General features: G+C 53.2%; 29 protein-coding genes. 21 read left to right on the top strand and 8 right to left on the bottom strand.

Annotated elements, in window-relative coordinates; translation table 11 throughout:
• The coding region (locus ACJHYO_RS21820) for an IS3 family transposase (RefSeq protein ID WP_322967685.1) at positions 1–78 on the top strand (78 nt) is incomplete at its 5' end.
• 107 nt (positions 79–185) lie between these two features.
• On the opposite strand, the gene livJ is transcribed toward ACJHYO_RS21820, so the two are convergent.
• The 5 genes from livJ to ftsY form a co-directional block, all read right to left on the bottom strand.
• The gene (livJ, locus tag ACJHYO_RS21815; RefSeq protein WP_001021996.1) at positions 186–1,289 is read right to left on the bottom strand and encodes a branched chain amino acid ABC transporter substrate-binding protein LivJ; all 1,104 of its coding nucleotides are present in this window, start codon (positions 1,287–1,289) and stop codon (positions 186–188) included.
• A 271-nt stretch (positions 1,290–1,560) separates the two neighbouring features.
• A complete protein-coding gene (gene rpoH / locus ACJHYO_RS21810; RefSeq protein ID WP_000130217.1) occupies positions 1,561–2,415 on the bottom strand; it encodes an RNA polymerase sigma factor RpoH in 855 nt (284 codons plus the stop codon).
• Positions 2,416–2,659: 244 nt separating this feature from the next.
• Complete coding sequence (gene ftsX / locus ACJHYO_RS21805; RefSeq protein ID WP_001042003.1) at positions 2,660–3,718, bottom strand: permease-like cell division protein FtsX; 1,059 nt, start codon at positions 3,716–3,718, stop codon at positions 2,660–2,662.
• Entirely contained in the window at positions 3,711–4,379 is a 669-nt protein-coding gene (ftsE, locus tag ACJHYO_RS21800; protein ID WP_000617723.1) for a cell division ATP-binding protein FtsE, read from the bottom strand. The genes ftsX and ftsE overlap by 8 nt, the downstream gene beginning before the upstream one ends.
• Positions 4,380–4,381: 2 nt before the next feature.
• Positions 4,382–5,878, bottom strand: a complete 1,497-nt coding sequence (ftsY, locus tag ACJHYO_RS21795) for a signal recognition particle-docking protein FtsY (RefSeq protein WP_001040643.1) — start codon at positions 5,876–5,878, stop codon at positions 4,382–4,384.
• 149 nt (positions 5,879–6,027) lie between these two features.
• Between ftsY and rsmD the strand changes: the two genes are divergently transcribed.
• Complete coding sequence (gene rsmD / locus ACJHYO_RS21790; protein WP_000743193.1) at positions 6,028–6,624, top strand: 16S rRNA (guanine(966)-N(2))-methyltransferase; 597 nt, start codon at positions 6,028–6,030, stop codon at positions 6,622–6,624.
• Positions 6,614–6,883 carry a DUF1145 family protein gene (locus ACJHYO_RS21785; protein ID WP_001295207.1) on the top strand — a complete coding sequence of 90 codons (270 nt, stop codon included), beginning with the start codon at positions 6,614–6,616 and terminating at the stop codon, positions 6,881–6,883. Before rsmD ends, ACJHYO_RS21785 begins: the two co-directional genes overlap by 11 nt.
• Positions 6,884–6,885: 2 nt before the next feature.
• Here the strand turns inward: ACJHYO_RS21785 and ACJHYO_RS21780 are convergent, their stop codons facing one another.
• Positions 6,886–7,245 (bottom strand): DUF2500 domain-containing protein, encoded by a 360-nt coding sequence (locus ACJHYO_RS21780; RefSeq protein ID WP_085455587.1) that lies wholly within the window; start codon positions 7,243–7,245, stop codon positions 6,886–6,888.
• Between the two features lie 140 nt (positions 7,246–7,385).
• Here ACJHYO_RS21780 and ACJHYO_RS21775 point away from each other — a divergent pair, with 140 nt between their 5' ends.
• Positions 7,386–8,012, top strand: a complete 627-nt coding sequence (locus tag ACJHYO_RS21775) for a lysoplasmalogenase (protein WP_000964718.1) — start codon at positions 7,386–7,388, stop codon at positions 8,010–8,012.
• Between the two features lie 73 nt (positions 8,013–8,085).
• Positions 8,086–10,284 (top strand): Zn(II)/Cd(II)/Pb(II) translocating P-type ATPase ZntA, encoded by a 2,199-nt coding sequence (zntA, locus tag ACJHYO_RS21770; protein ID WP_000106596.1) that lies wholly within the window; start codon positions 8,086–8,088, stop codon positions 10,282–10,284.
• Between the two features lie 268 nt (positions 10,285–10,552).
• Here the strand turns inward: zntA and tusA are convergent, their stop codons facing one another.
• Positions 10,553–10,798, bottom strand: coding sequence for a sulfurtransferase TusA (gene tusA, locus ACJHYO_RS21765; protein ID WP_000130621.1), 246 nt, complete (start codon positions 10,796–10,798; stop codon positions 10,553–10,555).
• 220 nt (positions 10,799–11,018) lie between these two features.
• On the opposite strand from tusA, the gene ACJHYO_RS21760 reads away from it, so the two are divergent.
• Positions 11,019–11,684 carry a 7-cyano-7-deazaguanine/7-aminomethyl-7-deazaguanine transporter gene (locus ACJHYO_RS21760; protein ID WP_001100463.1) on the top strand — a complete coding sequence of 222 codons (666 nt, stop codon included), beginning with the start codon at positions 11,019–11,021 and terminating at the stop codon, positions 11,682–11,684.
• A gap of 72 nt (positions 11,685–11,756) precedes the next feature.
• Positions 11,757–12,314, top strand: a complete 558-nt coding sequence (gene dcrB, locus ACJHYO_RS21755; protein ID WP_001245296.1) for a phage sensitivity protein DcrB — start codon at positions 11,757–11,759, stop codon at positions 12,312–12,314.
• A gap of 3 nt (positions 12,315–12,317) precedes the next feature.
• Here the strand turns inward: dcrB and ACJHYO_RS21750 are convergent, their stop codons facing one another.
• Positions 12,318–13,568 (bottom strand): MFS transporter, encoded by a 1,251-nt coding sequence (locus tag ACJHYO_RS21750; RefSeq protein WP_139815380.1) that lies wholly within the window; start codon positions 13,566–13,568, stop codon positions 12,318–12,320.
• 98 nt (positions 13,569–13,666) lie between these two features.
• Here ACJHYO_RS21750 and ACJHYO_RS21745 point away from each other — a divergent pair, with 98 nt between their 5' ends.
• The 14 genes from ACJHYO_RS21745 to ACJHYO_RS21680 all read left to right on the top strand — a co-directional run bounded on the left by ACJHYO_RS21745 (position 13,667) and on the right by ACJHYO_RS21680 (position 25,707).
• Positions 13,667–14,716 (top strand): AI-2E family transporter, encoded by a 1,050-nt coding sequence (locus ACJHYO_RS21745; protein ID WP_085455588.1) that lies wholly within the window; start codon positions 13,667–13,669, stop codon positions 14,714–14,716.
• A gap of 54 nt (positions 14,717–14,770) precedes the next feature.
• Positions 14,771–15,358: a 4'-phosphopantetheinyl transferase AcpT gene (gene acpT / locus ACJHYO_RS21740; protein WP_000285789.1), complete on the top strand. Its 588-nt coding sequence runs from the start codon at positions 14,771–14,773 to the stop codon at positions 15,356–15,358.
• Positions 15,359–15,468: 110 nt separating this feature from the next.
• On the top strand, positions 15,469–17,043 hold the full coding sequence (gene nikA, locus ACJHYO_RS21735; protein ID WP_000493122.1) for a nickel ABC transporter substrate-binding protein: 1,575 nt from the start codon (positions 15,469–15,471) through the stop codon (positions 17,041–17,043).
• Positions 17,043–17,987, top strand: coding sequence for a nickel ABC transporter permease subunit NikB (nikB, locus tag ACJHYO_RS21730; RefSeq protein WP_000947070.1), 945 nt, complete (start codon positions 17,043–17,045; stop codon positions 17,985–17,987). Before nikA ends, nikB begins: the two co-directional genes overlap by 1 nt.
• Positions 17,984–18,817, top strand: coding sequence for a nickel ABC transporter permease subunit NikC (gene nikC / locus ACJHYO_RS21725; RefSeq protein WP_001008954.1), 834 nt, complete (start codon positions 17,984–17,986; stop codon positions 18,815–18,817). Before nikB ends, nikC begins: the two co-directional genes overlap by 4 nt.
• A complete protein-coding gene (nikD, locus tag ACJHYO_RS21720; protein WP_001136232.1) occupies positions 18,817–19,581 on the top strand; it encodes a nickel import ATP-binding protein NikD in 765 nt (254 codons plus the stop codon). The genes nikC and nikD overlap by 1 nt, the downstream gene beginning before the upstream one ends.
• Positions 19,578–20,384 carry a nickel import ATP-binding protein NikE gene (gene nikE / locus ACJHYO_RS21715; protein ID WP_000173679.1) on the top strand — a complete coding sequence of 269 codons (807 nt, stop codon included), beginning with the start codon at positions 19,578–19,580 and terminating at the stop codon, positions 20,382–20,384. The genes nikD and nikE overlap by 4 nt, the downstream gene beginning before the upstream one ends.
• Positions 20,385–20,389: 5 nt before the next feature.
• On the top strand, positions 20,390–20,791 hold the full coding sequence (gene nikR / locus ACJHYO_RS21710) for a nickel-responsive transcriptional regulator NikR (RefSeq protein ID WP_001190062.1): 402 nt from the start codon (positions 20,390–20,392) through the stop codon (positions 20,789–20,791).
• A 198-nt stretch (positions 20,792–20,989) separates the two neighbouring features.
• The gene (locus ACJHYO_RS21705; RefSeq protein ID WP_001296489.1) at positions 20,990–21,736 is read left to right on the top strand and encodes a GntR family transcriptional regulator; all 747 of its coding nucleotides are present in this window, start codon (positions 20,990–20,992) and stop codon (positions 21,734–21,736) included.
• A gap of 24 nt (positions 21,737–21,760) precedes the next feature.
• Positions 21,761–22,234 (top strand): PTS sugar transporter subunit IIA, encoded by a 474-nt coding sequence (locus tag ACJHYO_RS21700; protein WP_001161647.1) that lies wholly within the window; start codon positions 21,761–21,763, stop codon positions 22,232–22,234.
• On the top strand, positions 22,231–22,512 hold the full coding sequence (locus ACJHYO_RS21695; RefSeq protein WP_000084021.1) for a PTS sugar transporter subunit IIB: 282 nt from the start codon (positions 22,231–22,233) through the stop codon (positions 22,510–22,512). The genes ACJHYO_RS21700 and ACJHYO_RS21695 overlap by 4 nt, the downstream gene beginning before the upstream one ends.
• Positions 22,513–22,588: 76 nt before the next feature.
• On the top strand, positions 22,589–23,947 hold the full coding sequence (locus ACJHYO_RS21690) for a PTS galactitol transporter subunit IIC (RefSeq protein WP_001306345.1): 1,359 nt from the start codon (positions 22,589–22,591) through the stop codon (positions 23,945–23,947).
• The gene (locus tag ACJHYO_RS21685) at positions 23,940–25,448 is read left to right on the top strand and encodes an FGGY-family carbohydrate kinase (RefSeq protein ID WP_024705089.1); all 1,509 of its coding nucleotides are present in this window, start codon (positions 23,940–23,942) and stop codon (positions 25,446–25,448) included. The genes ACJHYO_RS21690 and ACJHYO_RS21685 overlap by 8 nt, the downstream gene beginning before the upstream one ends.
• Entirely contained in the window at positions 25,438–25,707 is a 270-nt protein-coding gene (locus tag ACJHYO_RS21680) for an HPr family phosphocarrier protein (protein ID WP_000949581.1), read from the top strand. Before ACJHYO_RS21685 ends, ACJHYO_RS21680 begins: the two co-directional genes overlap by 11 nt.
• Positions 25,708–25,711: the final 4 nt, after the last annotated feature.

Genomic DNA, 25,711 nt, shown 5'->3' with positions numbered 1-25,711 from the left:
AATCAAAAAAGAATAAAACTCAGTCTTGGGGGACTCAGCCCGGTAGAATACCGGACTGAGTATCAAAAAGCCGGTTAACTGAAACTGTCCAGGTTTTGGGGTTCAGTTCATTACGCCGCATCCGGCATGAAGCAACGTACTCGATATTAGCAATTTGGCGGCAACCCAAAGTTGCCGATTAATGATTACTTCGCATCAGTCGCCGTGCCGTTGGCGTGCCAGTCAAACACACCGAACTCAAAGCCTTTCAGATCGCCTTTCTCATCCCAGGTCAGCGGCCCCATCACCGTATCAACCGAGTTCGCTTTCAGGTATTTAGCGATCTCCGCCGGATCGTCAGACTGATTCAGCCCCGCTTGCAAAGATTGCAGCGCGGCGTAGGTGGTCCAGACGAACGCGCCGCTTGGGTCCTGTTTTTTCGCTTTGATCGCGTCAACAATGGGTTTGTTCGCCGGAACCTGATCGTAGTTCTTCGGCTTGGTCACCAGCAGCCCTTCCGCTGATTCGCCCGCAATGTTAGACAGCGAGACGTTAGCCACGCCTTCTGGCCCCATAAACTGAGTTTTCAGCCCTGCCGCGCGTGCCTGACGCAGGATTTGCCCCATTTCCGGGTGATAACCGCCGTAGTAAACGAAATCGATATTCTCTTTCTTCAAACGCGCCACCAGGGTAGAGAAATCTTTTTCCCCGGCGGTGATGCCATCAAAGAACACCACGTTAGCATTGCCTTTCTTCAGGCCGTCCTGCACTGCACGCGCCAGACCTTCGCCGTACTGCTGTTTGTCGTGAACGATAGCAATGCGTTGCGGTTTCACTTTCTCAAGTATATATTTCGCCGCCGTCGGCCCCTGGTCGGAGTCCAGGCCGGTGGTGCGCAGGATCAGCTGATAGCCACGGGCGGTCAGCTCTGGTGCGGTTGCCGCTGGGGTGATCATTAAAATGCCTTCGTCTTCGTAGATGTCAGACGCTGGCTGCGTTGATGAAGAGCAGAGGTGACCAATCACGTATTTAATGCCGTCGTTAACGACTTTGTTCGCCACCGCAACCGCCTGTTTCGGGTCACAGGCATCGTCATATTTTACGATTTGCAGTTTGTTGCCTTTGATACCACCTTTAGCATTGATATCCGCAACCGCCTGCTCTGCGCCAGTAAACTCCTGGTCACCGTACTGCGCCACCGGACCGGACATTGCGCCTACGACGGCGACTTTAATATCTTCTGCCAGAGCCATATTGCTGAATGCCAGCGCGATACATCCTGCCAGTAACGCTTTACCCTTTATGTTCATCCTGAGAATCCCCACTCTTCTGGTTATTACGTGTGTTGTGATGTTGTTGTGCAGCACTTTATTTCGTTTTATACGTAGCTACCCGTGCTTTAGCAGCATACTCTGCTAAAACATACCCCATTTTTATGATATTGGAATAGCTATTTTGACAGTTTATTAACAATCTGCGTGGGGATTGGCGTTTTGCCGGAGGGGGAAACTGATTATTGTAGAGGCCCAAAAAACAAAAACCCCGGACTCTCATCCAGGGTTCTCTGCTTAATAGCGGAAATTACGCTTCAATAGCAGCGCGCAATTTTTTCATCGCGTTCTTTTCCAGCTGGCGCACACGCTCAGCGGAAACACCGTAACGGTCAGCCAGTTCCTGCAACGTGGACTTGTTGTCTTCGTCCAGCCAGCGCGCGCGGATGATATCCTGGCTACGCTCGTCCAGACCTTGCATCGCGTCGGTCAGACGGTTTGCCGCCTGCTCTTCCCAGTTATCATCTTCAATGCCATCGGCAAAGTTAGATGATTTATCCTGCAGATAGAGCACCGGTGCCATCGGCTGGCTGTCGGAATCGTCGTCGGAAGACAGGTCAAAGGTCATGTCCTGTGCCGCCATACGCGATTCCATCTCACGTACGTCTTTGCTGGTTACGCCCAGTTCACGGGCCACCATTTCGACTTCATCCTGGTTAAACCAGCCCAGACGCTGCTTGGTTTTACGCAGGTTGAAGAACAGTTTGCGCTGCGCTTTGGTGGTCGCAACTTTGACGATACGCCAGTTACGCAGAACGTATTCGTGGATCTCTGCTTTGATCCAGTGAACGGCGAAGGAGACCAGGCGCACACCCACTTCCGGGTTAAAACGGCGCACTGCTTTCATCAGGCCGATGTTACCTTCCTGAATCAAATCCGCCTGTGGCAGGCCATAGCCCGCATAATTACGAGCAATATGAACAACAAACCGCAGGTGAGACAGGATCAGCGTTTTAGCTGCTTCCAGATCGCCATGGTAATGCAGCTTTTCAGCCAGCGCCCGCTCCTCGTCAGCCGACAACATCGGCCACGCGTTAGCTGCCCGGATGTAGGAATCCAGGTTGCCAACTGGGGCTAAAGCTAAACTTTGCATTTTGTCAGTCATTCAAATCCTCTCAATCGATATCTTCTGGCGCTTCAGTGGTAGCAACAACTGTGCCAGAGCTTAAGAGCAACGAGGTTATCATTCACTGTTTTATCAGACCGTGATTTTATCCACAAGTTCAATGCAACGCTGTGAATAAATTACGCACAAAATGTGACATAGAGATGAAATACCGGGAAGAGACAACGGGGTCTCTTTCCCTGCTACGGAACCCATTGCAGGGAAAGAGTATAACACGCTTTTATTATTCAGGCGTAAAGTGGCGTAAATGTTGTACCGTGGCAAGCCACGCTGCCACCCAGCCAATCATCGAGCATACCAGCAGCAATAGCAGGCATTCATCGAACGATAAGCCATTGATATCAAACTTCGTTCCGAAAACCTGTGCCACTTCCGCAACCGCCGATGACAAACGCAGTACCAGAATTTCTGACAAAATTAGTGACAACAATGCGCCAGAAAATCCCAGCAATGCGCCTCCGTACAGGAACGGACGCAGGATGAAACCATCCGTCGCACCAATCAGTTTCTGCACGTTAATGGAGTCACGGCGAGCAAAGATACTCAGGCGCACACTGTTACCGATGACGAGGAACACTGCCGCCACCATCAACACGCCGATCATCGCGGAAACGCGCCCGACCAGCCCGGTTAACGCCGCCAGACGGGCAAACCAGCTGTCATCCATCCGCACTTCGTCAATGCCGTTGATCTGGGTGATACGATCACGCAGCGTATTCAGTGATTCCGTCCCCTGAAAATCGAGTTTCGGGATCACCACCGCCACTGCCGGAAGCGGGTTTTCTTCCAGCATATCCAGCGCACCACCAAAACCAGACCAGTTACGGAACTCGCCCAGTGCGTCTTCACGAGAAAGATAATTCACTTTCTCTACGCCTTGCTCGGCCTGTAACTGTGCCACCACACCCGCAGCGGCGTCATCATCCAGCGTTTTTTGCAGATAAACAGTGATTTGCGGTGACGGATAATACTGCGTCGCCGCCTGGTTAACGTTTTTGTACACCATATAACAGACGCTGGGCAGCGTCAGGGAGATGGCGATAACCATCACCGTTAAAAACGTGGCGAACGGTTTGCTTTTCAGATCCTGCAATGCGCCGTGGAAGGCATAGCGCACCTGTTCGTTGAAAACGTTGGTTTTGCGATTTACCGGTTTTGGCGAGGATTTCGCCCGTTTTGGCGCGTTACGACCGCCGTCGCCAGAGCCGCCGACCGATTTACGGAAGCGATCCAGACGCCCGCCAAACTGCCGAATATGATTGATTGCATCGCGCTTATTCATGGCCCACGCCTCCATGCAAGTGACCATCGCTCAGGGTGAGCATGCGATAGGAACGTCGCGAAATCAGGTTGATGTCGTGCGTTGCCATCAATACGGTTACCCCAACGCGGTTAAACTCTTCAAACAGACGTAAAATGCCTTCCGACAGCGCGTCGTCCAGGTTACCAGTCGGTTCGTCCGCCAGCAGTACCGCGGGCTTGTTCACCACCGCGCGGGCAATGCCAACACGCTGTTGTTCACCGCCGGAAAGCTGAATAGGGAAGTTCTTCGCTTTGTCCAGTAGCCCGACTTTATCCAGCGCCGCCGACACCCGGCGACGAATGTCATCACCGCTGGCACCGGCGATAATCAGCGGGATCGCCACGTTATCATAGACAGTACGGTCCATCAGTAGATGGTGATCCTGGAAAATCATGCCAATCTGGCGGCGCAGAAACGGAACTTCACGGTTTTTCAGACGCGTGATGTCATGGCCGCTAAACCAGATTTTCCCGGCGCTGGGCCGCTCAATCCCACAGATCAGCTTCAGGAGGGTACTTTTCCCTGCGCCGGAATGACCGGTCAGAAACGCCATCTCACCCGGCTGCATATGGAACGTAACGCCCTGCAGCGCCTGTCTCCCACCGAGATAAGCCTTGCTGACATGTTCAAAGCGAATCATTGTTAATCCTCTCGGGCAAAAAGTGCCTCTATAAAGTCGTCCGCCTTAAACGGACGCAAATCCTCAATACGTTCGCCGACACCAATGTAGCGGATAGGGATACCAAACTGGTCAGCCACCGAGAAAATTACCCCGCCTTTCGCCGTGCCGTCCAGTTTCGTTAGCGTGATGCCGGTTAAGCCAACGGCTTCGTGGAACAGTTTGGCCTGGCTTACCGCATTCTGCCCGGTGCTGGCATCAATAGTCAGCATAACTTCATGCGGAGCTTCAACGTCGAGTTTCTTCATCACGCGGACGATTTTCTTCAACTCTTCCATCAGGTGCGATTTGTTTTGCAGGCGTCCGGCGGTATCGGCAATCAGGACGTCGATGTTACGCGCTTTAGCGGCCTGAATGGCGTCGAAGATAACAGAAGCGGAATCAGCACCGGTATGCTGGGCAATCACCGGAATATTGTTGCGCTGACCCCAGACCTGAAGCTGTTCAACCGCTGCCGCACGGAAAGTATCGCCTGCCGCCAGCATCACCGATTTACCCTGCTGCTCAAACTGACGCGCCAGCTTACCAATCGTCGTGGTTTTACCCACACCGTTGACGCCCACCATCAGGATCACGAACGGCGTTTTACCTTCAACATTCAGCGGCTCATCGACTTTCGCCAGAATCTCGCCCATCTCTTCTTTCAGCAGGCCATAGAGCGCCTCGGCATCACGAAGCTGCTTGCGGGATGCGCCTTCCGTCAGATTGGTGATAATTTTACGTGTGGTTTCCACGCCCACATCGGCGATCAACAGCTGTTCTTCCAGCTCTTCAAACAGATCATCGTCGATTTTTTTACCGCGGAACAGACTGATAAATCCGGAACCGAGATTTTCTTTGGTTTTTAACAGGCTGCGTTTCAGGCGCGCGAAGAAACCTTCTTTGGTCGGTTTTTCCTGCTCCTGAGCGATTTCTTCCACCGGCTGATCTTCTTCTGCCGGAGAAACCACCATTACCGCCTCTTCTGCCACTTCGGCAGCCAGCGCCTGTGCCTCCGGCTCTTCGTCGGTGATTTCTTCTTTAGCCGCTTCTTCTTCCGCCGCTTCGACAATCTCTACGGTTTCCGCTTCGGCCTGCCACTCTTCTGGCGAAACCGCTTCGGCGTTGACGTCTTCCGGCAACGGCAGTTCTTCACGTTCGATAGCCACTGGCTCCGGCGTTTCTTCTACGACCGGTTCCGGCTGTGCAACGACTTCCGCTTCAGGCTGCGCTTTTTCACTTTCAGCAACCTGTTCAGTAACGTCCACAACGTTGGCAGCAAAAGTTTCCGCCTCGGCTTCAGTATGCGCCTGCGGCTGCTCTTCAACGGCGTGTTCAGAAGCCTTCACAGGCTCTTGCGCCTGAACGATTTCTTCTACAACTGGTTGTTCATTCTGAACTTCTGTCTCTTTTTCCGGGGTCTGCTCTTTTTGACCAAAGCCCAGCCAGGAAAAAAAGCCACGTTTTTTTTCTTTCGCCATTTGCGACTACACTCCTCGCTGTTGCTTCATGGCACAGCGTTAACGCTATGTACATAGCAGCTAAAAAAATGATGAAATAGTCTATCACTTAACTTAATTCACATCACCGCCTGCAAGTATGTGTTATCTGGCGGATTGAGCAATTTATCATGAAAAAACCGAATCATTCCGGCAGCGGCCAAATCCGCATTATTGGCGGGCAGTGGCGAGGCCGTAAACTCCCGGTTCCTGATAGTCCAGGTCTGCGCCCCACCACCGACCGCGTACGCGAAACGTTGTTTAACTGGCTGGCTCCGGTCATTGTTGACGCCCAATGTCTGGATTGCTTCGCCGGGAGCGGCGCGCTGGGGCTGGAAGCGTTATCGCGCTACGCTGCGGGGGCCACGTTGATTGAGATGGATCGTGCGGTTTCTCAGCAGTTAATTAAGAATCTGGCGACACTAAAAGCAGGCAATGCACGCGTGGTGAACAGCAACGCGATGTCATTCCTGGCGCAAAAAGGCACACCGCATAATATCGTGTTTGTCGATCCACCGTTCCGCCGTGGCTTGTTAGAAGAGACGATAAATTTACTGGAAGATAACGGCTGGCTGGCTGACGAAGCCCTGATTTATGTCGAAAGCGAAGTCGAAAACGGTCTGCCCACTGTTCCGGCAAACTGGTCATTACATCGGGAAAAAGTGGCGGGTCAGGTGGCTTATCGGCTGTATCAACGCGAAGCACAAGGAGAAAGTGATGCTGATTAATATTGGTCGTTTGTTAATGCTCTGTGTTTGGGGATTTTTAATCCTCAACCTGGTGCATCCCTTCCCACGCCCGCTGAATATTTTCGTTAACGTGGCGCTGATTTTTACCGTGCTGATGCATGGTATGCAGCTGGCGCTATTGAAATCCACTTTACCGAAAGATGGCCCGCAGATGACCACCGCCGAAAAGGTGCGGATTTTCCTTTTCGGCGTGTTTGAACTGCTGGTCTGGCAGAAGAAATTTAAAGTTAAAAAATAACCTTATTGTTCGCCTACAAAGCTGACAAAGCGCGTTCCTTTATAGCTCAGCGTACCTTTATCACCCACTGTCAGGGCGTGGTACTGCTGGGCGTCGAGGCGAAACGTCTGCTCCATTCCTCCGCTTTGCGGTTTGAAGCTTGCCTCATAGCGCATACTGGTGCCTGCCGGGGTCACTTCCTGCTGGCGCGAACGGCGATCGTTAATCGGTTTTTCCCGCTTGTTGTTCACCACCACCAGCTTTTGCTGGAGCGGTGCCATATCATTATCAGCTTTTTCCCGTCGTTGTTGCATAAAACGAAACGATGCGGAGACGATGATTAAGCCAATGATAACAATAAAGAAAAGAGGTGGTTTACTCATCTTTATCCCTCATCGGAAAATGCGGAAATAAGCATACCCTGCCAGTTATGGTGTTGTCATCCGTCCACCCTCGCCACTAAACTGGAAGCAAGACCGTAGGCATTCCGCTTACGAAAAAATAACGAATTCAAGGAACTAAGATGCTTTGGTCGTTTATCGCTGTCTGTCTTTCCGCATGGCTATCTGTGGATGCATCGTATCGTGGGCCAACCTGGCAACGCTGGGTGTTTAAACCGTTAACCCTTCTTCTCCTGCTGTTGCTGGCCTGGCAAGCGCCGATGTTCGACGCCATTAGCTATCTGGTGCTGGCGGGGCTGTGTGCCTCACTGCTGGGCGATGCGCTAACCCTGTTGCCACGTCAACGTCTGATGTACGCCATCGGCGCGTTTTTCCTCTCGCACCTGCTGTACACCATCTATTTCGCCAGTCAGATGACGCTCTCTTTCTTCTGGCCTCTGCCGTTGGTGCTGCTGGTTCTGGGCGCGCTGTTACTGGCGATTATCTGGACGCGTCTGGAAGAGTATCGTTGGCCTATCTGCACGTTTATCGGCATGACGCTGGTGATGGTGTGGCTGGCAGGTGAACTGTGGTTCTTCCGTCCGACCGCTCCGGCGCTCTCTGCGTTTGTCGGCGCTTCGTTGCTGTTTATCAGTAACTTTGTCTGGCTGGGTAGTCACTATCGCCGACGCTTCCGTGCGGATAACGCCATTGCCGCGGCCTGCTACTTTGCTGGTCACTTCCTCATCGTCCGCTCGCTGTATCTCTGATAAAACTTGACTCTGGAGTCGACTCCAGAGTGTATCCTTCGGTTAATGAGAAAAAACTTAACCGGAGGATGCCATGTCGACTCCTGACAATCACGGCAAGAAAGCCCCTCAATTTGCTGCGTTCAAACCGCTAACTACGGTACAGAACACCAACGACTGTTGCTGCGACGGCGCATGTTCCAGCACGCCAACTCTCTCTGAAAACGTCTCCGGCACCCGCTATAGCTGGAAAGTCAGCGGTATGGACTGCGCCGCCTGTGCGCGCAAAGTGGAAAATGCCGTGCGCCAGCTTGCAGGCGTGAATCAGGTACAGGTGTTGTTCGCCACCGAAAAACTGGTGGTGGATGCCGACAATGACATCCGGGCACAAGTTGAATCTGCGGTGCAAAAAGCGGGCTATTCCCTGCGCGATGAACAGGCCTCCGACGAACCACAAGAATCACGCCTGAAAGAGAATCTGCCGCTGATTACGCTTATCGTGATGATGGCAATCAGTTGGGGGCTGGAGCAGTTCAATCATCCGTTTGGTCAACTGGCGTTTATCGCGACCACGCTGGTTGGGCTGTACCCAATTGCTCGTCAGGCATTACGGCTGATCAAATCTGGCAGCTACTTCGCCATTGAAACCTTAATGAGCGTAGCCGCTATTGGTGCGCTGTTTATTGGCGCAACGGCTGAAGCTGCGATGGTGTTGCTGCTGTTTTTGATTGGTGAACGACTGGAAGGCTGGGCCGCCAGCCGCGCGCGTCAGGGCGTTAGCGCGTTAATGGCGCTGAAGCCAGAAACCGCCACGCGTCTGCGTAACGGTGAGCGTGAAGAGGTGGCAATAAACAGCCTGCGGCCTGGCGATGTGATTGAAGTTGCGGCAGGTGGGCGTTTGCCTGCCGACGGTAAACTGCTCTCACCGTTTGCCAGTTTTGATGAAAGTGCCCTGACCGGAGAATCCATTCCTGTGGAGCGCGCGACGGGCGATAAAGTTCCTGCAGGCGCCACCAGCGTAGACCGTCTGGTAACGCTGGAAGTGCTGTCAGAACCGGGTGCCAGCGCCATTGACCGGATTCTGAAACTGATTGAAGAAGCCGAAGAGCGCCGCGCACCTATTGAGCGGTTTATCGACCGTTTCAGCCGTATTTACACGCCAGCGATTATGGCCGTCGCCCTGCTGGTAACGCTGGTGCCGCCGCTGCTGTTTGCCGCCAGCTGGCAGGAGTGGATTTATAAAGGGCTGACGCTGCTGCTGATTGGTTGCCCGTGTGCTTTAGTTATCTCCACGCCCGCGGCGATTACCTCCGGGCTGGCGGCAGCAGCGCGTCGTGGGGCGTTGATTAAAGGCGGCGCGGCGCTGGAGCAGCTGGGTCGTGTTACCCAGGTGGCGTTTGATAAAACCGGTACGCTGACCGTCGGTAAACCGCGCGTTACCGCGATTCATCCGGCAACGGGTATTAGTGAATCTGAACTGCTGACACTGGCGGCGGCGGTCGAGCAAGGTGCGACGCATCCACTGGCACAGGCCATTGTGCGCGAAGCACAGGTTGCTGAACTCGCCATTCCCACCGCCCAATCACAGCGGGCGCTGGTCGGGTCTGGCATTGAAGCGCAGGTTAACGGTGAGCGCGTGTTGATATGCGCTGCCGGAAAACATCCTGCTGATGCATTTGCTGGTTTGATTAATGAACTGGAAAGCGCCGGGCAAACGGTAGTGCTGGTAGTACGTAATGATGACGTGCTGGGTGTCATTGCGTTGCAGGATACCCTGCGCGCCGATGCTGCAACTGCTATCAGTGAACTGAACGCGCTGGGTGTCAAAGGGGTGATCCTCACCGGCGATAATCCACGCGCAGCAGCGGCAATCGCCGGGGAACTGGGGCTGGAATTTAAAGCGGGCCTCTTGCCGGAAGATAAAGTCAAAGCGGTGACCGAGCTGAATCAACATGCGCCGCTGGCGATGGTCGGTGACGGTATTAACGACGCGCCAGCGATGAAAGCCGCCGCCATCGGGATTGCAATGGGCAGTGGCACGGACGTGGCCCTAGAAACCGCAGATGCAGCATTAACCCATAACCACCTGCGCGGCCTGGTGCAAATGATTGAACTGGCGCGCGCCACTCACGCGAATATTCGCCAGAACATCACTATTGCGCTGGGGCTGAAAGGCGTTTTCCTCGTCACCACGCTGTTAGGGATGACCGGCCTGTGGCTGGCAGTGCTGGCAGATACCGGTGCGACGGTGCTGGTAACGGCGAATGCGTTACGGTTATTGCGCAGGAAATAAAGAGGCTATCAGTCTACGGTCCAACAATGCCGGATGCGGCGTGAACACCTTATCCGGCCTACACAGAGCATCGAACTCGTAGGCATGATAAGACGCGACAGCGTCGCATCAGGCATTGTGCACCGTATCGCCAGATGCAGCTTGAACGCCTTATCCGGCCTACAAACCGGTTTCAAGCAGCAACATTGAGTGCGATCGGTCCCCTCGCCTCTCTGGGGAGAGGGTTAGGGTGAGGGCAAAAGGCAGTATCGAAGCCCATCTTCCCCCATCAACCGCCTTTACGAATCAAATAACGATAAGGCAGTCCATCCGTCTCTTTCGCAACCAGTTCGTGTTCCATAAAGGTACAAAACCCAGGAATATCGCGGGTCGTCGCCGGATCGTCGGCAATAATCAACAACGTTTCGCCAGGCTGCATATTGCGCACGGTTTTGCGCACCATCATTACTGGTTCCGGGCAGCGCAGGCCAAGTGCGTCGAGTGTGTGGTCAGGGCTGGAAAAGAGATCGGTCATTTTCTTCTCATCACATAAAAAAACGGCGCTAGTTTACGCCCTGTGAGTCCGTAAGCAAACCAGGTTAACGATTGCGTGAAAATTAACCATTGCATTGTCAACGTAAAGCAGTATCATGCGGCGGCTCGAAAAAAGGGTCAGCACGTTATTATGTTAAGGTAACAGACGTGTCGTACGTATTGGGTTCCCTCACCCCAATGGTTAATCAAAAAGGTACAATATGAACGTTTTCTCGCAAACGCAACGCTATAAGGCGTTGTTCTGGTTATCGTTATTTCATCTGCTGGTGATCACCTCCAGTAACTATCTGGTTCAGCTTCCGGTCTCCATTTTTGGTTTTCATACCACCTGGGGCGCGTTTAGCTTTCCGTTTATCTTTCTCGCTACTGACCTGACCGTGCGTATTTTTGGCGCGCCGCTGGCTCGTCGCATCATCTTTGCGGTAATGATCCCCGCATTGCTGATCTCCTACGTCATCTCATCGCTGTTTTATATGGGGTCATGGCAAGGATTCGGCGCGCTCGCCCACTTCAACCTGTTTGTCGCCCGTATCGCCACCGCCAGTTTCATGGCCTACGCGCTGGGGCAGATCCTCGACGTGCACGTTTTTAACCGCCTGCGTCAGAGTCGTCACTGGTGGCTGGCACCGACAGCGTCCACACTGTTCGGTAACGTCAGCGACACGCTGGCCTTCTTCTTCATTGCCTTCTGGCGTAGCCCGGATGCCTTTATGGCTGAACACTGGATGGAAATCGCGCTGGTCGATTACTGTTTCAAAGTGTTAATCAGTATCGTTTTCTTCCTGCCAATGTATGGCGTATTACTCAATATGCTGTTGAAAAGACTGGCAGATAAATCCGAAATCAACGCTTTGCAGGCGAGTTAAAGGTTCGTTATCAGAGTTGTGATAAGATGGATGAATGAGCCGTTATGGCCGTTTATCGAAAGGAAGAAGTCAATGCGCAATCTGGTTAAATATGTCGGAATTGGCCTGCTGGTTATGGGGCTTGCGGCCTGTGATGATAAAGACACTAACGCTACGGCGCAGGGTTCGGTCGCAGAAAGTAACGCGACCGGGAATCCCGTCAACCTGCTTGATGGCAAGTTAAGTTTCTCGCTGCCAGCGGATATGACCGACCAGAGCGGTAAGCTGGGAACGCAGGCCAATAACATGCATGTCTGGTCCGACGCCACCGGGCAGAAAGCAGTCATCGTCATCATGGGCGATGATCCGAAAGAAGATCTGGCGGTGCTGGCGAAGCGCCTGGAAGATCAGCAACGTAGCCGCGATCCGCAGCTGCAAGTGGTAACCAATAAAGCCATTGAGCTGAAAGGTCACAAAATGCAGCAGTTAGACAGCATTATCTCCGCGAAAGGCCAGACGGCGTACTCTTCCGTTATTCTGGGTAACGTGGGTAATCAACTGCTAACCATGCAAATTACGCTGCCCGCTGACAATCAGCAAAAAGCACAGACCACCGCAGAAAACATCATTAATACGCTGGTTATTCAGTAAGTTTTAAGATGATGAGGCGGCCTCAGGTACTTCCACCGGAGGCCGTTTTTTTAATCGCCACGTCAGTAATAACGCGATTGCGACCAGTCCCGCCGCCGCCAGATAAATCACCGGGACGCCCGCCCAACTCATCACCAGCCCAGCCAGTGGTCCGGTCACGCCAAGCGATAAATCCATAAATACGGTGTAAGTTGCCAGCGCCGCCCCCTGATTTTGCTGCGGAACCGCTTTTACCGCCACTACGCCCAATGCAGGGAACACCAGCGAAAACCCCGCCCCCGCCAGTAAGACGCCGATTTTCGCCATCCACGGCATAGTCGCCACGCCAACCAGTAGCAGGCCGATTATCTCAACGCTAAAGCAAATCATCGCCACGTTTAAGCCGCCGATACGGTTAATGCCGTTAGGGAATAACAAACGCGTACCGACAAACGCACAGCTAAACAGCGTCAGCGCGAAAGCCGCACCGTCCCAACCTTTAGCGTCATAAAACAGCGTGATAAAGGTGGCGATAACGCCAAATCCGGCGGAAGCCAGTGCCAGCGCCATACCGTACAGCCAGACGCGCCCAAGCACCGCACGAAACGGCAGCGGTTTGCCTTTACTGGCTTTTACCGTCGGACGCGGGATCGCCAACAAAATGGCCACCAGCGCCACGCCCATAATGATTAACGCTAACGCCTGCAATCCGCCCCAGTGATAAAACACGACACCTAACGGCGCACCCATCGCCATCGCCCCGTAAGTGACAATACCGTTCCACGAAATCACCCGCCCGATATGTAGCGAACCAACCACGCCAACACCCCACAGGGTCGATCCCGTTCCGGCAAAACTTTGTCCAATCCCAAGGATTACGCGCCCCAGGCACAGTAATAACAGGCTGATGACGGGCAGACTGGCGGTTAATCCTGCCGTCAGATATCCCAGGCCGCTCATAAAGCAGCCGCATAAACCGAAGACGACAATCTTTTTGGGTCCCAGTAAATCGGCGTAACGTCCGGCATGAGGACGGCTCAGCAAGGTGGCAAAATATTGCAGGCTGATAACCAACCCTGCCCAGAATGCACTAAATCCCATTACATCATGGACATAGCCCGGTAATACAGCGAGCGGCAACCCGATGGTAAGGTAGCTGGCGAAGTTAAACATGACAATGGAGACAATGCGCAAATTCAGGCGCAATCCGTTTAGCGCGGGTTCGGCTACGGGTTCGGGCATGAGGATCACCACATTTTTACAACAGTGTTTCATTTTTACCATGTGCTGACGTGAAAATCAGCAGTAAGAATCAGAATATTGCTGGCGTGACTCCCGCTACACTTAATACAAAAAGTCACAAGGAAGCCCCAATGGAAACCCCTCAACCCGATAAAACGGGCATGCACATTCTGCTCAAGTTGGCCTCGCTGGTAGTGATCCTCGCGGGCATTCACGCAGCGGCAGATATCATTGTGCAGCTATTACTGGCGCTGTTTTTTGCCATCGTTCTCAACCCGCTCGTCACCTGGTTTATTCGTCGGGGAGTACAACGCCCCGTTGCCATTACGATTGTGGTTGTGGTGATGCTGATCGCACTCACCGCGCTGGTCGGCGTACTGGCGGCATCGTTTAACGAATTTATCTCTATGCTGCCGAAGTTTAATAAGGAGCTGACGCGCAAACTTTTTAAATTGCAGGAGATGTTGCCTTTTCTTAATTTGCATATGTCGCCGGAGCGAATACTACAGCGGATGGACTCGGAAAAAGTGGTTACCTTCACCACGGCGCTAATGACCGGGCTTTCCGGGGCAATGGCGAGCGTGCTTTTGCTGGTGATGACCGTAGTTTTTATGCTGTTTGAAGTGCGCCACGTCCCTTACAAAATGCGTTTCGCGTTGAATAATCCACAGATTCACATCGCCGGACTACACCGCGCACTTAAAGGCGTTTCGCATTATCTGGCGTTAAAGACGCTACTCAGTTTATGGACAGGCATAATCGTCTGGCTGGGGCTGGAGCTGATGGGGGCGCAGTTTGCGCTGATGTGGGCAGTACTGGCGTTTTTGCTCAACTACGTGCCCAATATCGGTGCGGTAATTTCCGCCGTACCGCCAATGATTCAGGTGCTGCTGTTTAATGGTATTTACGAATGTATTCTGGTCGGCGCATTGTTTTTAGTGGTCCATATGGTCATCGGCAATATTTTAGAACCACGGATGATGGGCCATCGCCTGGGGATGTCCACCATGGTGGTATTTCTTTCATTGTTAATTTGGGGATGGCTGCTCGGCCCGGTAGGGATGCTACTTTCGGTGCCATTAACCAGCGTGTGTAAAATCTGGATGGAAACCACCAAAGGCGGCAGCAAACTGGCGATTTTACTGGGGCCAGGCAGACCGAAAAGTCGGTTACCGGGATGAGGCGACAAGTGTTACGATACGCACTTTCATTTTCCATTAAACGTTGGCCCTGATATGTATCGGATAGTTCTGGGGAAAGTTTCGACCTTAAGCGCAGCTCCTCTGCCACCGGGTTTACGCGAGCAAGCACCGCAAGGTCCACGACGCGAACGCTGGCTGGCGGGGCGTGCATTGCTTTCGCACACGCTTTCCCCGCTACCGGAGATCATCTATGGCGAACAAGGCAAACCTGCATTCGCGCCGGAAACGCCGCTATGGTTCAACTTAAGCCATAGTGGTGACGATATCGCCCTGCTGTTGAGCGATGAAGGCGAAGTCGGCTGCGATATCGAAGTGATTCGCCCGCGCGCCAACTGGCGCTGGCTGGCGAACGCCGTATTCAGCCTCGGGGAACATGCCGAGATGGACGCCGTGCATCCTGATCAGCAACTGGAAATGTTCTGGCGCATCTGGACGCGCAAAGAAGCCATCGTTAAACAGCGTGGCGGCAGCGCCTGGCAAATCGTCAGCGTAGACAGCACCTATAACTCCTCGCTGTCAGTCAGCCATTGTCAGCTAGAAAATTTAAGCCTGGCGATCTGCACCCCTACCCCCTTTACGCTCACCGCCGACAGTGTGCAATGGATCGATTCAGTTAACTGATCCGCCCACCCGACTGCCCATCTATTGATCCAGAACAGGTAATCAGTATGACGAATACTTAAAATCGTCATACTTATTTCCGCCATCTATTTTAATCCATTGGGGTTACCATGTTCTCTACACTCCGCCGCACTCTATTTGCGCTGCTGGCTTGTGCGTCTTTTATCGTCCATGCCGCTGCACCAGATGAAATCACCACCGCCTGGCCGGTGAATGTCGGGCCACTAAACCCGCACCTTTACACGCCTAACCAAATGTTCGCCCAAAGCATGGTTTATGAACCGCTGGTGAAATATCAGGCAGACGGTTCGGTGATCCCGTGGCTGGCAAAAAGCTGGACTCATTCAGAAGATGGTAAAACCTGGACCTTCACCCTGCGTGATGACGTGAAGTTCTCCAACGGCGAACCGTTTGATGCAGAGGCGGCGGCAGAAAACTTCCGTGCAGTGCTCGATAACCGTCAACGTCACGCCTGGCTGGAGCTGGCAAACCAGATTGTTGATGTCAAAGCACTCAGCAAAAACGAGCTGCAAATCACCCTGAAAAGCGCCTACTATCCTTTCCTGCAAGAACTGGCCCTGCCCCGTCCTTTCCGTTTTATCGCACCCTCGCAGTTTAAAAACCACGAAACCATGAACGGAATTAAAGCGCCGATTGGCACCGGGCCGTGGGTTTTACAGGAATCGAAACTGAATCAGTACGATGTCTTCGTCCGTAACGAAAACTACTGGGGCGAAAAGCCGGCGATTAAAAAGATCACCTTTAACGTGATCCCGGACCCGACTACCCGCGCGGTGGCGTTTGAAACTGGCGATATCGACCTGCTGTACGGAAACGAAGGGTTATTACCGCTCGATACCTTCGCCCGCTTTAGCCAGAACCCGGCTTACCACACTCAACTGTCACAGCCGATCGAAACCGTGATGCTGGCGCTCAATACCGCCAAAGCCCCCACCAACGAGCTGGCAGTACGTGAAGCTCTTAATTACGCGGTGAACAAAAAATCGCTGATTGATAACGCGTTGTATGGTACCCAGCAGGTCGCCGACACCCTGTTTGCCCCTTCTGTGCCCTACGCCAACCTCGGCCTGAAACCGCGCCAGTACGATCCGCAGAAAGCGAAAGCGTTGCTGGAAAAAGCCGGTTGGACGCTGCCTGCAGGCAAAGACATCCGCGAGAAAAATGGTCAGCCGCTGCGCATTGAACTGTCGTTCATCGGCACCGATGCGTTAAGCAAATCGATGGCGGAAATCATTCAGGCTGATATGCGTCAGATTGGCGCAGATGTCTCGCTGATTGGCGAAGAAGAGAGCAGTATCTATGCTCGTCAGCGCGACGGTCGTTTTGGCATGATTTTCCACCGCACCTGGGGCGCGCCATACGATCCACACGCCTTCCTGAGTTCAATGCGCGTACCGTCGCACGCTGACTTCCAGGCACAGCAAGGTTTAGCCGACAAGCCGCTGATTGATAAAGAGATCGGCGAAGTGCTGGCGACCCATGACGAAACGCAACGTCAGGCGCTGTATCGCGACATTCTGACCCGTCTGCATGACGAGGCGGTTTATCTGCCTATCAGTTACATCTCAATGATGGTGGTTTCAAAACCGGAACTGGGTAACATCCCCTACGCGCCGATCGCCACCGAAATCCCGTTCGAACAGATTAAACCGGTGAAACCTTAATGTTGCGTTATGTATTACGCCGCTTTCTGCTGCTGATCCCGATGGTGCTCGCCGCCTCGGTGATCATTTTTCTGATGCTGCGCCTCGGCACCGGTGACCCGGCGCTCGATTATCTCCGTCTGTCTAACCTGCCGCCGACACCGGAGATGCTGGCCTCTACCCGAACTATGCTGGGGCTGGATCAGCCGCTGTACGTCCAGTATGGCACCTGGTTGTGGAAGGCGCTGCATCTTGACTTTGGTATCTCATTCGCCAGCCAACGCCCGGTGCTGGACGATATGCTGAATTTCCTGCCCGCCACGCTGGAACTTGCAGGTGCGGCGCTGGTATTAATTCTGCTCACCTCCGTACCGCTCGGTATCTGGGCGGCGCGCCATCGCGATCGTCTGCCGGATTTCGCCGTCCGTTTCATCGCGTTTCTCGGCGTGTCGATGCCTAACTTCTGGCTGGCGTTTTTACTGGTGATGGCGTTTTCGGTGTATCTGCAATGGCTACCCGCAATGGGTTACGGCGGCTGGCAGCACATCATTTTGCCTGCGGTATCCATCGCCTTTATGTCGCTGGCGATTAACGCGCGTTTGCTGCGCGCCAGTATGCTGGACGTCGCCGGTCAGCGTCACGTCACCTGGGCACGACTGCGTGGTCTGAGCGACAAACAGACCGAACGCCGCCATATTCTGCGCAATGCCTCGCTGCCGATGATCACTGCCGTGGGGATGCACATTGGCGAACTGATTGGCGGGACGATGATTATCGAAAACATCTTTGCCTGGCCGGGCGTCGGGCGCTATGCGGTGTCGGCGATTTTTAACCGTGACTATCCGGTGATCCAATGCTTTACGCTGATGATGGTGGTGGTTTTTGTGGTCTGTAATTTGATTGTCGATTTGCTCAACGCCGCGCTGGACCCGCGTATTCGTCGTCATGAAGGAGCGCACGCGTGAACTTTTTCCTCTCCTCCCGCTGGTCGGTTCGCCTGGCGCTGATCATTATCGCCCTGCTGGCGCTGATTGCGCTCACCAGCCAGTGGTGGCTGCCGTATGACCCTCAGGCTATTGATTTGCCGTCGCGCCTGCTCTCGCCGGATGCGCAGCACTGGCTGGGCACCGATCATTTAGGGCGCGATATTTTCTCGCGGCTGATGGCAGCGACCCGCGTGTCGCTCGGCTCGGTAATGGCCTGCCTGCTGTTGGTGCTGACATTAGGGCTGATTATTGGCGGCAGCGCCGGGCTGATTGGCGGGCGCGTTGATCAGGCCACCATGCGCGTCGCGGATATGTTTATGACCTTCCCAACCTCGATTCTGTCGTTCTTTATGGTCGGCGTGCTTGGCACCGGGTTGACCAACGTAATTATCGCTATCGCCCTTTCGCACTGGGCATGGTACGCGCGCATGGTGCGCAGTCTGGTGATTTCACTGCGCCAGCGCGAGTTTGTGCTGGCATCACGGCTTTCTGGCGCGGGCCATGTGCGGGTGTTTATTGATCATCTGGCAGGTGCGGTGATCCCCTCGCTGCTGGTGCTGGCGACGCTGGATATCGGTCATATGATGCTACACGTCGCGGGGATGTCCTTCCTCGGTCTCGGCGTGACCGCGCCGACCGCCGAATGGGGCGTGATGATTAACGACGCGCGTCAGTATATCTGGACCCAGCCGCTGCAAATGTTCTGGCCGGGGCTGGCGCTGTTTATCAGCGTGATGGCCTTTAACCTGGTGGGTGACGCACTGCGCGATCATCTGGACCCTCATCTGGTGACGGAGCACGCACACTAATGCCACAACAGATTGAACTCCGTAATATCGCGCTACAGGCCGCGCAGCCGCTGGTGCACGGCGTATCGTTAACCCTGCAACGTGGGCGTGTGCTGGCGTTAGTCGGCGGTAGTGGCAGCGGGAAGTCGCTGACCTGCGCCGCGACGCTGGGCATTCTGCCTGCTGGCGTTCGCCAGACGGCGGGGGAAATTTTGGCCGATGGAAAACCGGTTTCTCCCTGCGCCCTGCGCGGCATCAAAATTGCCACCATCATGCAGAACCCGCGCAGTGCCTTTAATCCGCTGCACACCATGCACACCCACGCGCGTGAAACCTGCCTGGCGCTGGGGAAACCCGCCGATGACGCTACGCTTACCGCTGCCATAGAAGCGGTGGGGCTGGAAAACGCCGCGCGCGTGCTGAAGCTCTACCCGTTCGAGATGAGCGGCGGCATGTTGCAGCGCATGATGATTGCGATGGCGGTGCTGTGCGAATCACCGTTTATCATCGCCGATGAACCAACCACCGATCTCGACGTGGTAGCACAGGCGCGCATCCTCGATCTGCTGGAAAGCATTATGCAAAAACAAGCACCGGGAATGCTGCTGGTTACCCATGATATGGGCGTGGTAGCGCGTCTGGCAGACGATGTGGCGGTAATGTCTCACGGTAAGATTGTTGAACAGGGCGATGTAGAAACGCTGTTTAACGCCCCCAAACATGCGGTAACGCGCAGCCTGGTTTCCGCTCATCTCGCCCTCTACGGTATGGAGCTGGCATCATGACTTTACTTAACGTCTCCGACCTTTCCCATCACTACGCGCACGGTGGATTTAGCGGCAAACATCAACACCAGGCGGTGCTGAATAACGTTTCCCTGGCCCTGAAAAGCGGTGAAACCGTCGCCCTGCTGGGGCGCAGCGGCTGCGGAAAAAGTACCCTCGCGCGGCTGCTGGTAGGGTTAGAGTCGCCCTCACAGGGAAATATTAGCTGGCGCGGCGAACCGTTGGCGAAGCTCAATCGCGCGCAACGTAAAGCGTTCCGCCGTGATATTCAAATGGTGTTTCAGGACTCCATCAGCGCCGTGAATCCGCGCAAAACCGTGCGCGAGATCCTGCGTGAACCGATGCGCCACCTGCTATCGCTGAAAAAAGCCGAACAACTGGCGCGCGCCAGTGAAATGCTGAAGGCGGTCGATCTCGACGACAGCGTGCTCGACAAACGCCCACCGCAGTTAAGCGGCGGCCAGCTCCAGCGTGTCTGCCTGGCACGCGCGCTGGCGGTCGAACCGAAACTGCTGATTCTGGATGAAGCGGTTTCGAACCTTGATCTCGTGTTACAAGCGGGCGTCATTCGCCTGCTGAAAAAGCTGCAACAACAGTTTGGCACCGCCTGCCTGTTCATCACTCATGACTTACGCCTGGTGGAACGCTTTTGCCAGCGAGTGATGGTGATGGACAACGGACAAATCGTCGAAACCCAGGTGGTGGGAGATAAATTAACCTTTTCCTCTGACGCCGGACGTGTGCTACAAAACGCGGTATTACCCGCATTCCCCGTGCGCCGTCGCACCACAGAAAAGGTTTAACGCAAATGCAACGAGTCACCATCACGCTTGATGACGATTTACTGGAGACGCTGGACAGTCTGAGCCAGCGTCGTGGTTATAACAACCGTTCCGAGGCGATCCGCGATATTCTGCGTAGCGCTCTGGCGCAGGAAGCCACTCAACAACACGGCACACAAGGTTTCGCGGTGCTGTCGTATGTGTATGAACACGAAAAACGCGACTTAGCCAGCCGTATTGTCTCCACCCAGCATCATCACCACGATCTCTCGGTTGCTACTCTGCATGTGCACATTAATCACGACGACTGTCTGGAAATCGCCGTGTTGAAAGGTGACATGGGCGACGTGCAGCATTTTGCCGATGACGTCATCGCCCAGCGCGGCGTGCGGCACGGGCATTTGCAGTGCCTGCCGAAGGAAGATTAACACCTCCCAACGCGCCGTTATTTCCTGACGGCGCAGTAGACTTCTGCCAAATATCGACTCACGTCACATTTTGTTGATCACGATTTGGTCCCCTAAAATGTGAGACGCTTCGATCCTCTTTTTCGCCTGTTCACCTACTATACGCTTGAAGTTGTCCATGATTGTCCATAGACAACTGTAAATGTTCAGGTGCGCGCCATGAAATCATTGAGTAAGTCGTCACAAATACCGCTCTATCAACAAGTGGTGGAGTGGATAAGAGAAAGTATTTATACCGGGGATCTGGTGGAAGACGATCGCATTCCTTCGGAATACCAGATTATGGATATGCTGGAAGTGAGCCGGGGAACCGTTAAAAAAGCGGTCGCCCAACTGGTAAAAGAAGGCGTGTTGATACAGGTCCAGGGGAAGGGAACATTTGTCAAAAAAGAGAACGTGGCATATCCGTTAGGTGAAGGATTATTGTCATTCGCGGAATCGCTGGAAAGCCAGAAAATACATTTTACCACTGAAGTTATTACGTCACGGATTGAACCGGCTAATCGTTATGTGGCAGAGAAATTAAGAATAACGCCCGGTCAGGATATTCTTTACCTTGAGCGTTTACGTTCAATTGGTGATGAAAAAGCGATGCTGATAGAGAACCGTATCAATATTGAGCTATGCCCCGGCATCGTGGAAATCGATTTTAATCAACACAATTTATTTCCAACAATAGAAAGTTTGTCGCAAAGAAAAATTCGTTACTCGGAAAGTCGCTATGCCGCGCGATTAATTGGTAATGAACGCGGTCATTTTTTAGATATCAGTGAAGATGCACCCGTTTTGCATCTGGAGCAGTTAGTCTTTTTCTCCCGAGGATTACCCGTTGAGTTTGGCAACGTCTGGTTAAAAGGAAATAAATACTATCTTGGCACCGTGCTGCAACGGCGGGAAGTGAGTTAAGTACACTTTTTTAAGAGGAATAAAATGCAAGGCATACAGTTTCAGGAAAATTTTATTCAACGACTTCCGGCAGGGTTAAGCGTTGAACAGATCATCCATCAGTTAGCGCAACCGTTGGTTACCGCCGAACTGGTGGTCCCTGATTTTGCCGATCATGTACTGGAACGTGAGGCGACGTACCCAACGGGACTGCCTACCGAACCACCGTGTGTCGCCATTCCGCACACGGACCATAAACATGTCAGGCACAATGCAATTGCCGTCGGTATCCTGCCGGAACCGGTAGTGTTTGCCGATATGGGCGGCGACTCTGATCCCGTACCTGTCAGGGTGATTTTTTTGCTCGCCTTAGGCGAAAGTAATAAACAATTAAATGCCCTGGGCTGGATTATGGAGATGATTCAGGATACGCCCTTTATGCGCGCCCTGCTTACGATGGAAACAACAGAAATACACACAGCAATCTTAAACAAAATGAAAGAACGAGGTGAAATATGAGTCAAACCATTTTATTTGTCTGCGCCACGGGTATTGCCACATCCACGGCAGTAACAGAAAAAGTCATGGAATATTGTAAAGAGCACGGTCTTAACGTCAATTATTCCCAAACCAACGTTGCCTCTTTACCTGGAAATACTGACGGCGTAGCACTGGTAGTCTCAACGACTAAAGTGCCTTATGAACTCGACGTCCCGGTGGTTAACGGCTTGCCGATTATTACCGGTATTGGCGAAGAGAAAGTACTGGCGCAAATTGTTTCGATCCTTAAAAAGTAATTAATAATAATTAATTTCAACCCACTCCATCAGGCGCTAACGCGAGGTGCGCTCTCGCCTGAAAAAGAGGTTTATTATGAACGATATCGCGCATACCCTCTATAATATTGTGCAATATATATTGGGATTTGGTCCCACGGTAATGTTGCCGTTGGTGTTATTTATTCTTGCTCTCTTTTTTAAAGTAAAACCCGCTAAAGCCTTACGTTCGTCATTAACGGTCGGCATTGGTTTTGTCGGTATTTATGCCATTTTCGATATTCTTACCAGCAATGTCGGGCCAGCGGCCCAGGCGATGGTTGAACGCACCGGAATTAATTTACCGGTGGTGGATTTAGGCTGGCCGCCGCTTTCCGCTATTACATGGGGTTCGCCAATTGCCCCGTTTGTTATTCCCCTGACTATTCTGATTAACGTGGCGATGCTGGCGTTAAATAAAACCCGCACCGTTGACGTAGATATGTGGAACTACTGGCATTTTGCCCTTGCCGGTACGCTGGTTTATTACAGCACCGGCAGCCTGTTCTTTGGTTTGCTGGCAGCGGCGATTGCTGCGGTGGTAGTACTTAAACTCGCCGACTGGTCTGCGCCACTGGTACAAAAATACTTTGGCCTGGAAGGGATCTCTTTGCCGACGCTCTCTTCGGTGGTGTTCTTTCCGGTCGGTCTGTTGGTCGACAAAATCATCGACCATATCCCCGGCCTCAATCGTATTCATATCGATCCGGAAACCGTACAGAAAAAGTTTGGCATATTCGGCGAACCGATGATGGTTGGTACTATTCTGGGCATTCTGCTCGGCGTAATTGCCGGATACGATTTCAAAAAAGTCTTGCTGCTTGGCATCAGCATTGGCGGTGTGATGTTCATCCTGCCACGCATGGTTCGCATTCTGATGGAAGGTTTATTACCGCTGTCTGAAGCCATTAAAAAGTATCTCAATGCCAAATACCCTGACCGTGACGATCTCTATATCGGCCTGGATATCGCCGTTGCCGTAGGTAACCCGGCGATTATCTCCACCGCCCTGCTGCTGACGCCAATCTCGGTCTTTATCGCGTTTGTCCTTCCGGGTAATGAAGTCCTGCCGCTTGGGGACCTTGCCAACCTGGCGGTAATGGCGTCGATGATTGCTTTAGCCAGCCGTGGCAACATTTTCCGCACCGTTCTGGCGGCGATTCCGGTGATTATTGCCGATCTGTGGATTGCGACTAAAATCGCGCCGTTTATTACCGGAATGGCGAAAGACGTTAATTTCAAATTTGCCGAAGGCTCCAGCGGCCAGGTCTCCAGTTTCCTTGATGGCGGTAACCCGTTCCGCTTCTGGCTGCTGGAAATCTTCAACGGCAATCTCATCGCCATTGGTCTGGTGCCGGTTATCGCCCTGGTACTGTATGGTATTTTCCGAATGACGCGGAGCACGGTTTATGCCTGATAACAGCGCAGCTATCGTTATCGATATTGGCACCACCAATTGCAAAGTCACCTGCTTTTCCTGCCTGGACGCAACGACGTTGGGCGCGCATAAATTCGTGACGGCAAAACAGATCTCCCCACAGGGCAATGTCGATTTCGATATCGACGCCCTCTGGCAGGAGGTCCGCCAGGCGATAGCGCAACTGAACGCCGCTTCGCCGCTGCCAGTCAGGCGGATCAGCATTGCCAGTTTTGGCGAGTCAGGGGTGTTTCTTGACAAACATGGCGAGATTCTGACGCCAATGCTGGCATGGTATGACCGTCGCGGTGAAGAGTATCTGGCAACGCTTAGCGAGGCAGACAGTGCGGCACTTTATGACATTTGCGGGTTACCACTGCACAGCAATTACTCTGCCTTCAAAATGCGTTGGTTGCTGGAGCATTATCCGCTGCGCAATCGTCGCGGCCTGCGCTGGCTACATGCACCGGAAGTGCTGCTCTGGCGGCTGACTGGCGAACAGCGAACGGATATCACCTTAGCCAGCCGTACACTGTGTCTGGACGTGCGCAAAGGCGAATGGTCAGCGAAAGCGGCGGCGTTGTTACACGTTCCCTGTTCAGCATTTGCGCCATTGGTGCAGCCAGGTGAGCACGCCGGATGGGTCAGTGAGTCGCTCTGCAAAACGCTTGGGTTCTCGCAATCGGTCAGCGTGACGCTGGCCGGACATGACCATATGGTGGGTGCGCGGGCGTTGCAGATGATGCCGGGCGATATCCTTAACTCGACGGGCACCACGGAAGGCATTCTGCAACTGGATACACAACCGACGCTGGATGAACAGGCCAAACGTGACAAGCTGGCAAACGGCTGTTACTCGCTTGCCAACCAGTTCACCCTGTTTGCTTCTCTGCCCGTGGGCGGTTTCGCGCTGGAGTGGCTGCGTAACACGTTCCGGCTAACCGATGAGGAGATCGCCGTGTCGCTCAATCGTGGGTATGCGGATTACCTGGCGGGGAACTGGTCGCTCGATGACATTCCCGTTTTTATTCCGCATCTTCGCGGTTCGGGTTCGCCCTATAAAAATCGCCATACCCGAGGATTATTTTATGGGCTTGGCGATACGTTAAATATCGATATGTTAATTGCCAGCGTCTCACTGGGATTAACCATGGAATTTGCCAACTGCTTCGCCTGTTTTAATGTGCCCGGCACCAGCGCGTTAAAAGTGATAGGTCCGGCAACCCATAATCCCCTTTGGCTGCAATTAAAGGCGGATATTTTACAGCGTCCGGTTGAAGCAATTGCATTTAACGAGGCGGTTTCTGTCGGAGCATTATTAACCGCCGCACCGGATATTCCACCGCCGCAAGTCACCATAGCCCAACGTTTGTTACCGAATCGGGCGAGATACCATCAATTACAGCGTTATCAGCACAAATGGAAAAGCTGGTATCAGTTGAAATTACAGCAAGAAGGCGTGATGCCATTACATCATCGGGAGGAGCACTATGTTGAGTAAAACCGTGGAAGTCAGAAACAGTACTGGCCTGCATGCACGTCCGGCGGCCTGTCTGGCGAAAGCCGCCAAAAAATATAGCTGTAAAGTGACGCTGCACTATGAAGGTAATGATATTAATGCCACCAGCATGATGAATATTATGCGCGCCGGAATAAAAGGCGGAAAAACGGTGGAAATACGCTGCGAAGGTGATGATGAAAACGAGGCAATACAAACTCTCACTACCTTATTTCGCGACCGCTTCGGTGAAGCTGAATAATTAA

The sequence above is a fragment of the Escherichia sp. WS1118 genome (assembly GCF_046487695.1).
GTDB classification, from domain to species: Bacteria; Pseudomonadota; Gammaproteobacteria; order Enterobacterales; family Enterobacteriaceae; genus Escherichia; species Escherichia coli.
Note: the sequence above shows the minus strand (reverse complement) of the source record. Positions and strands in the feature narration are given on the sequence as shown.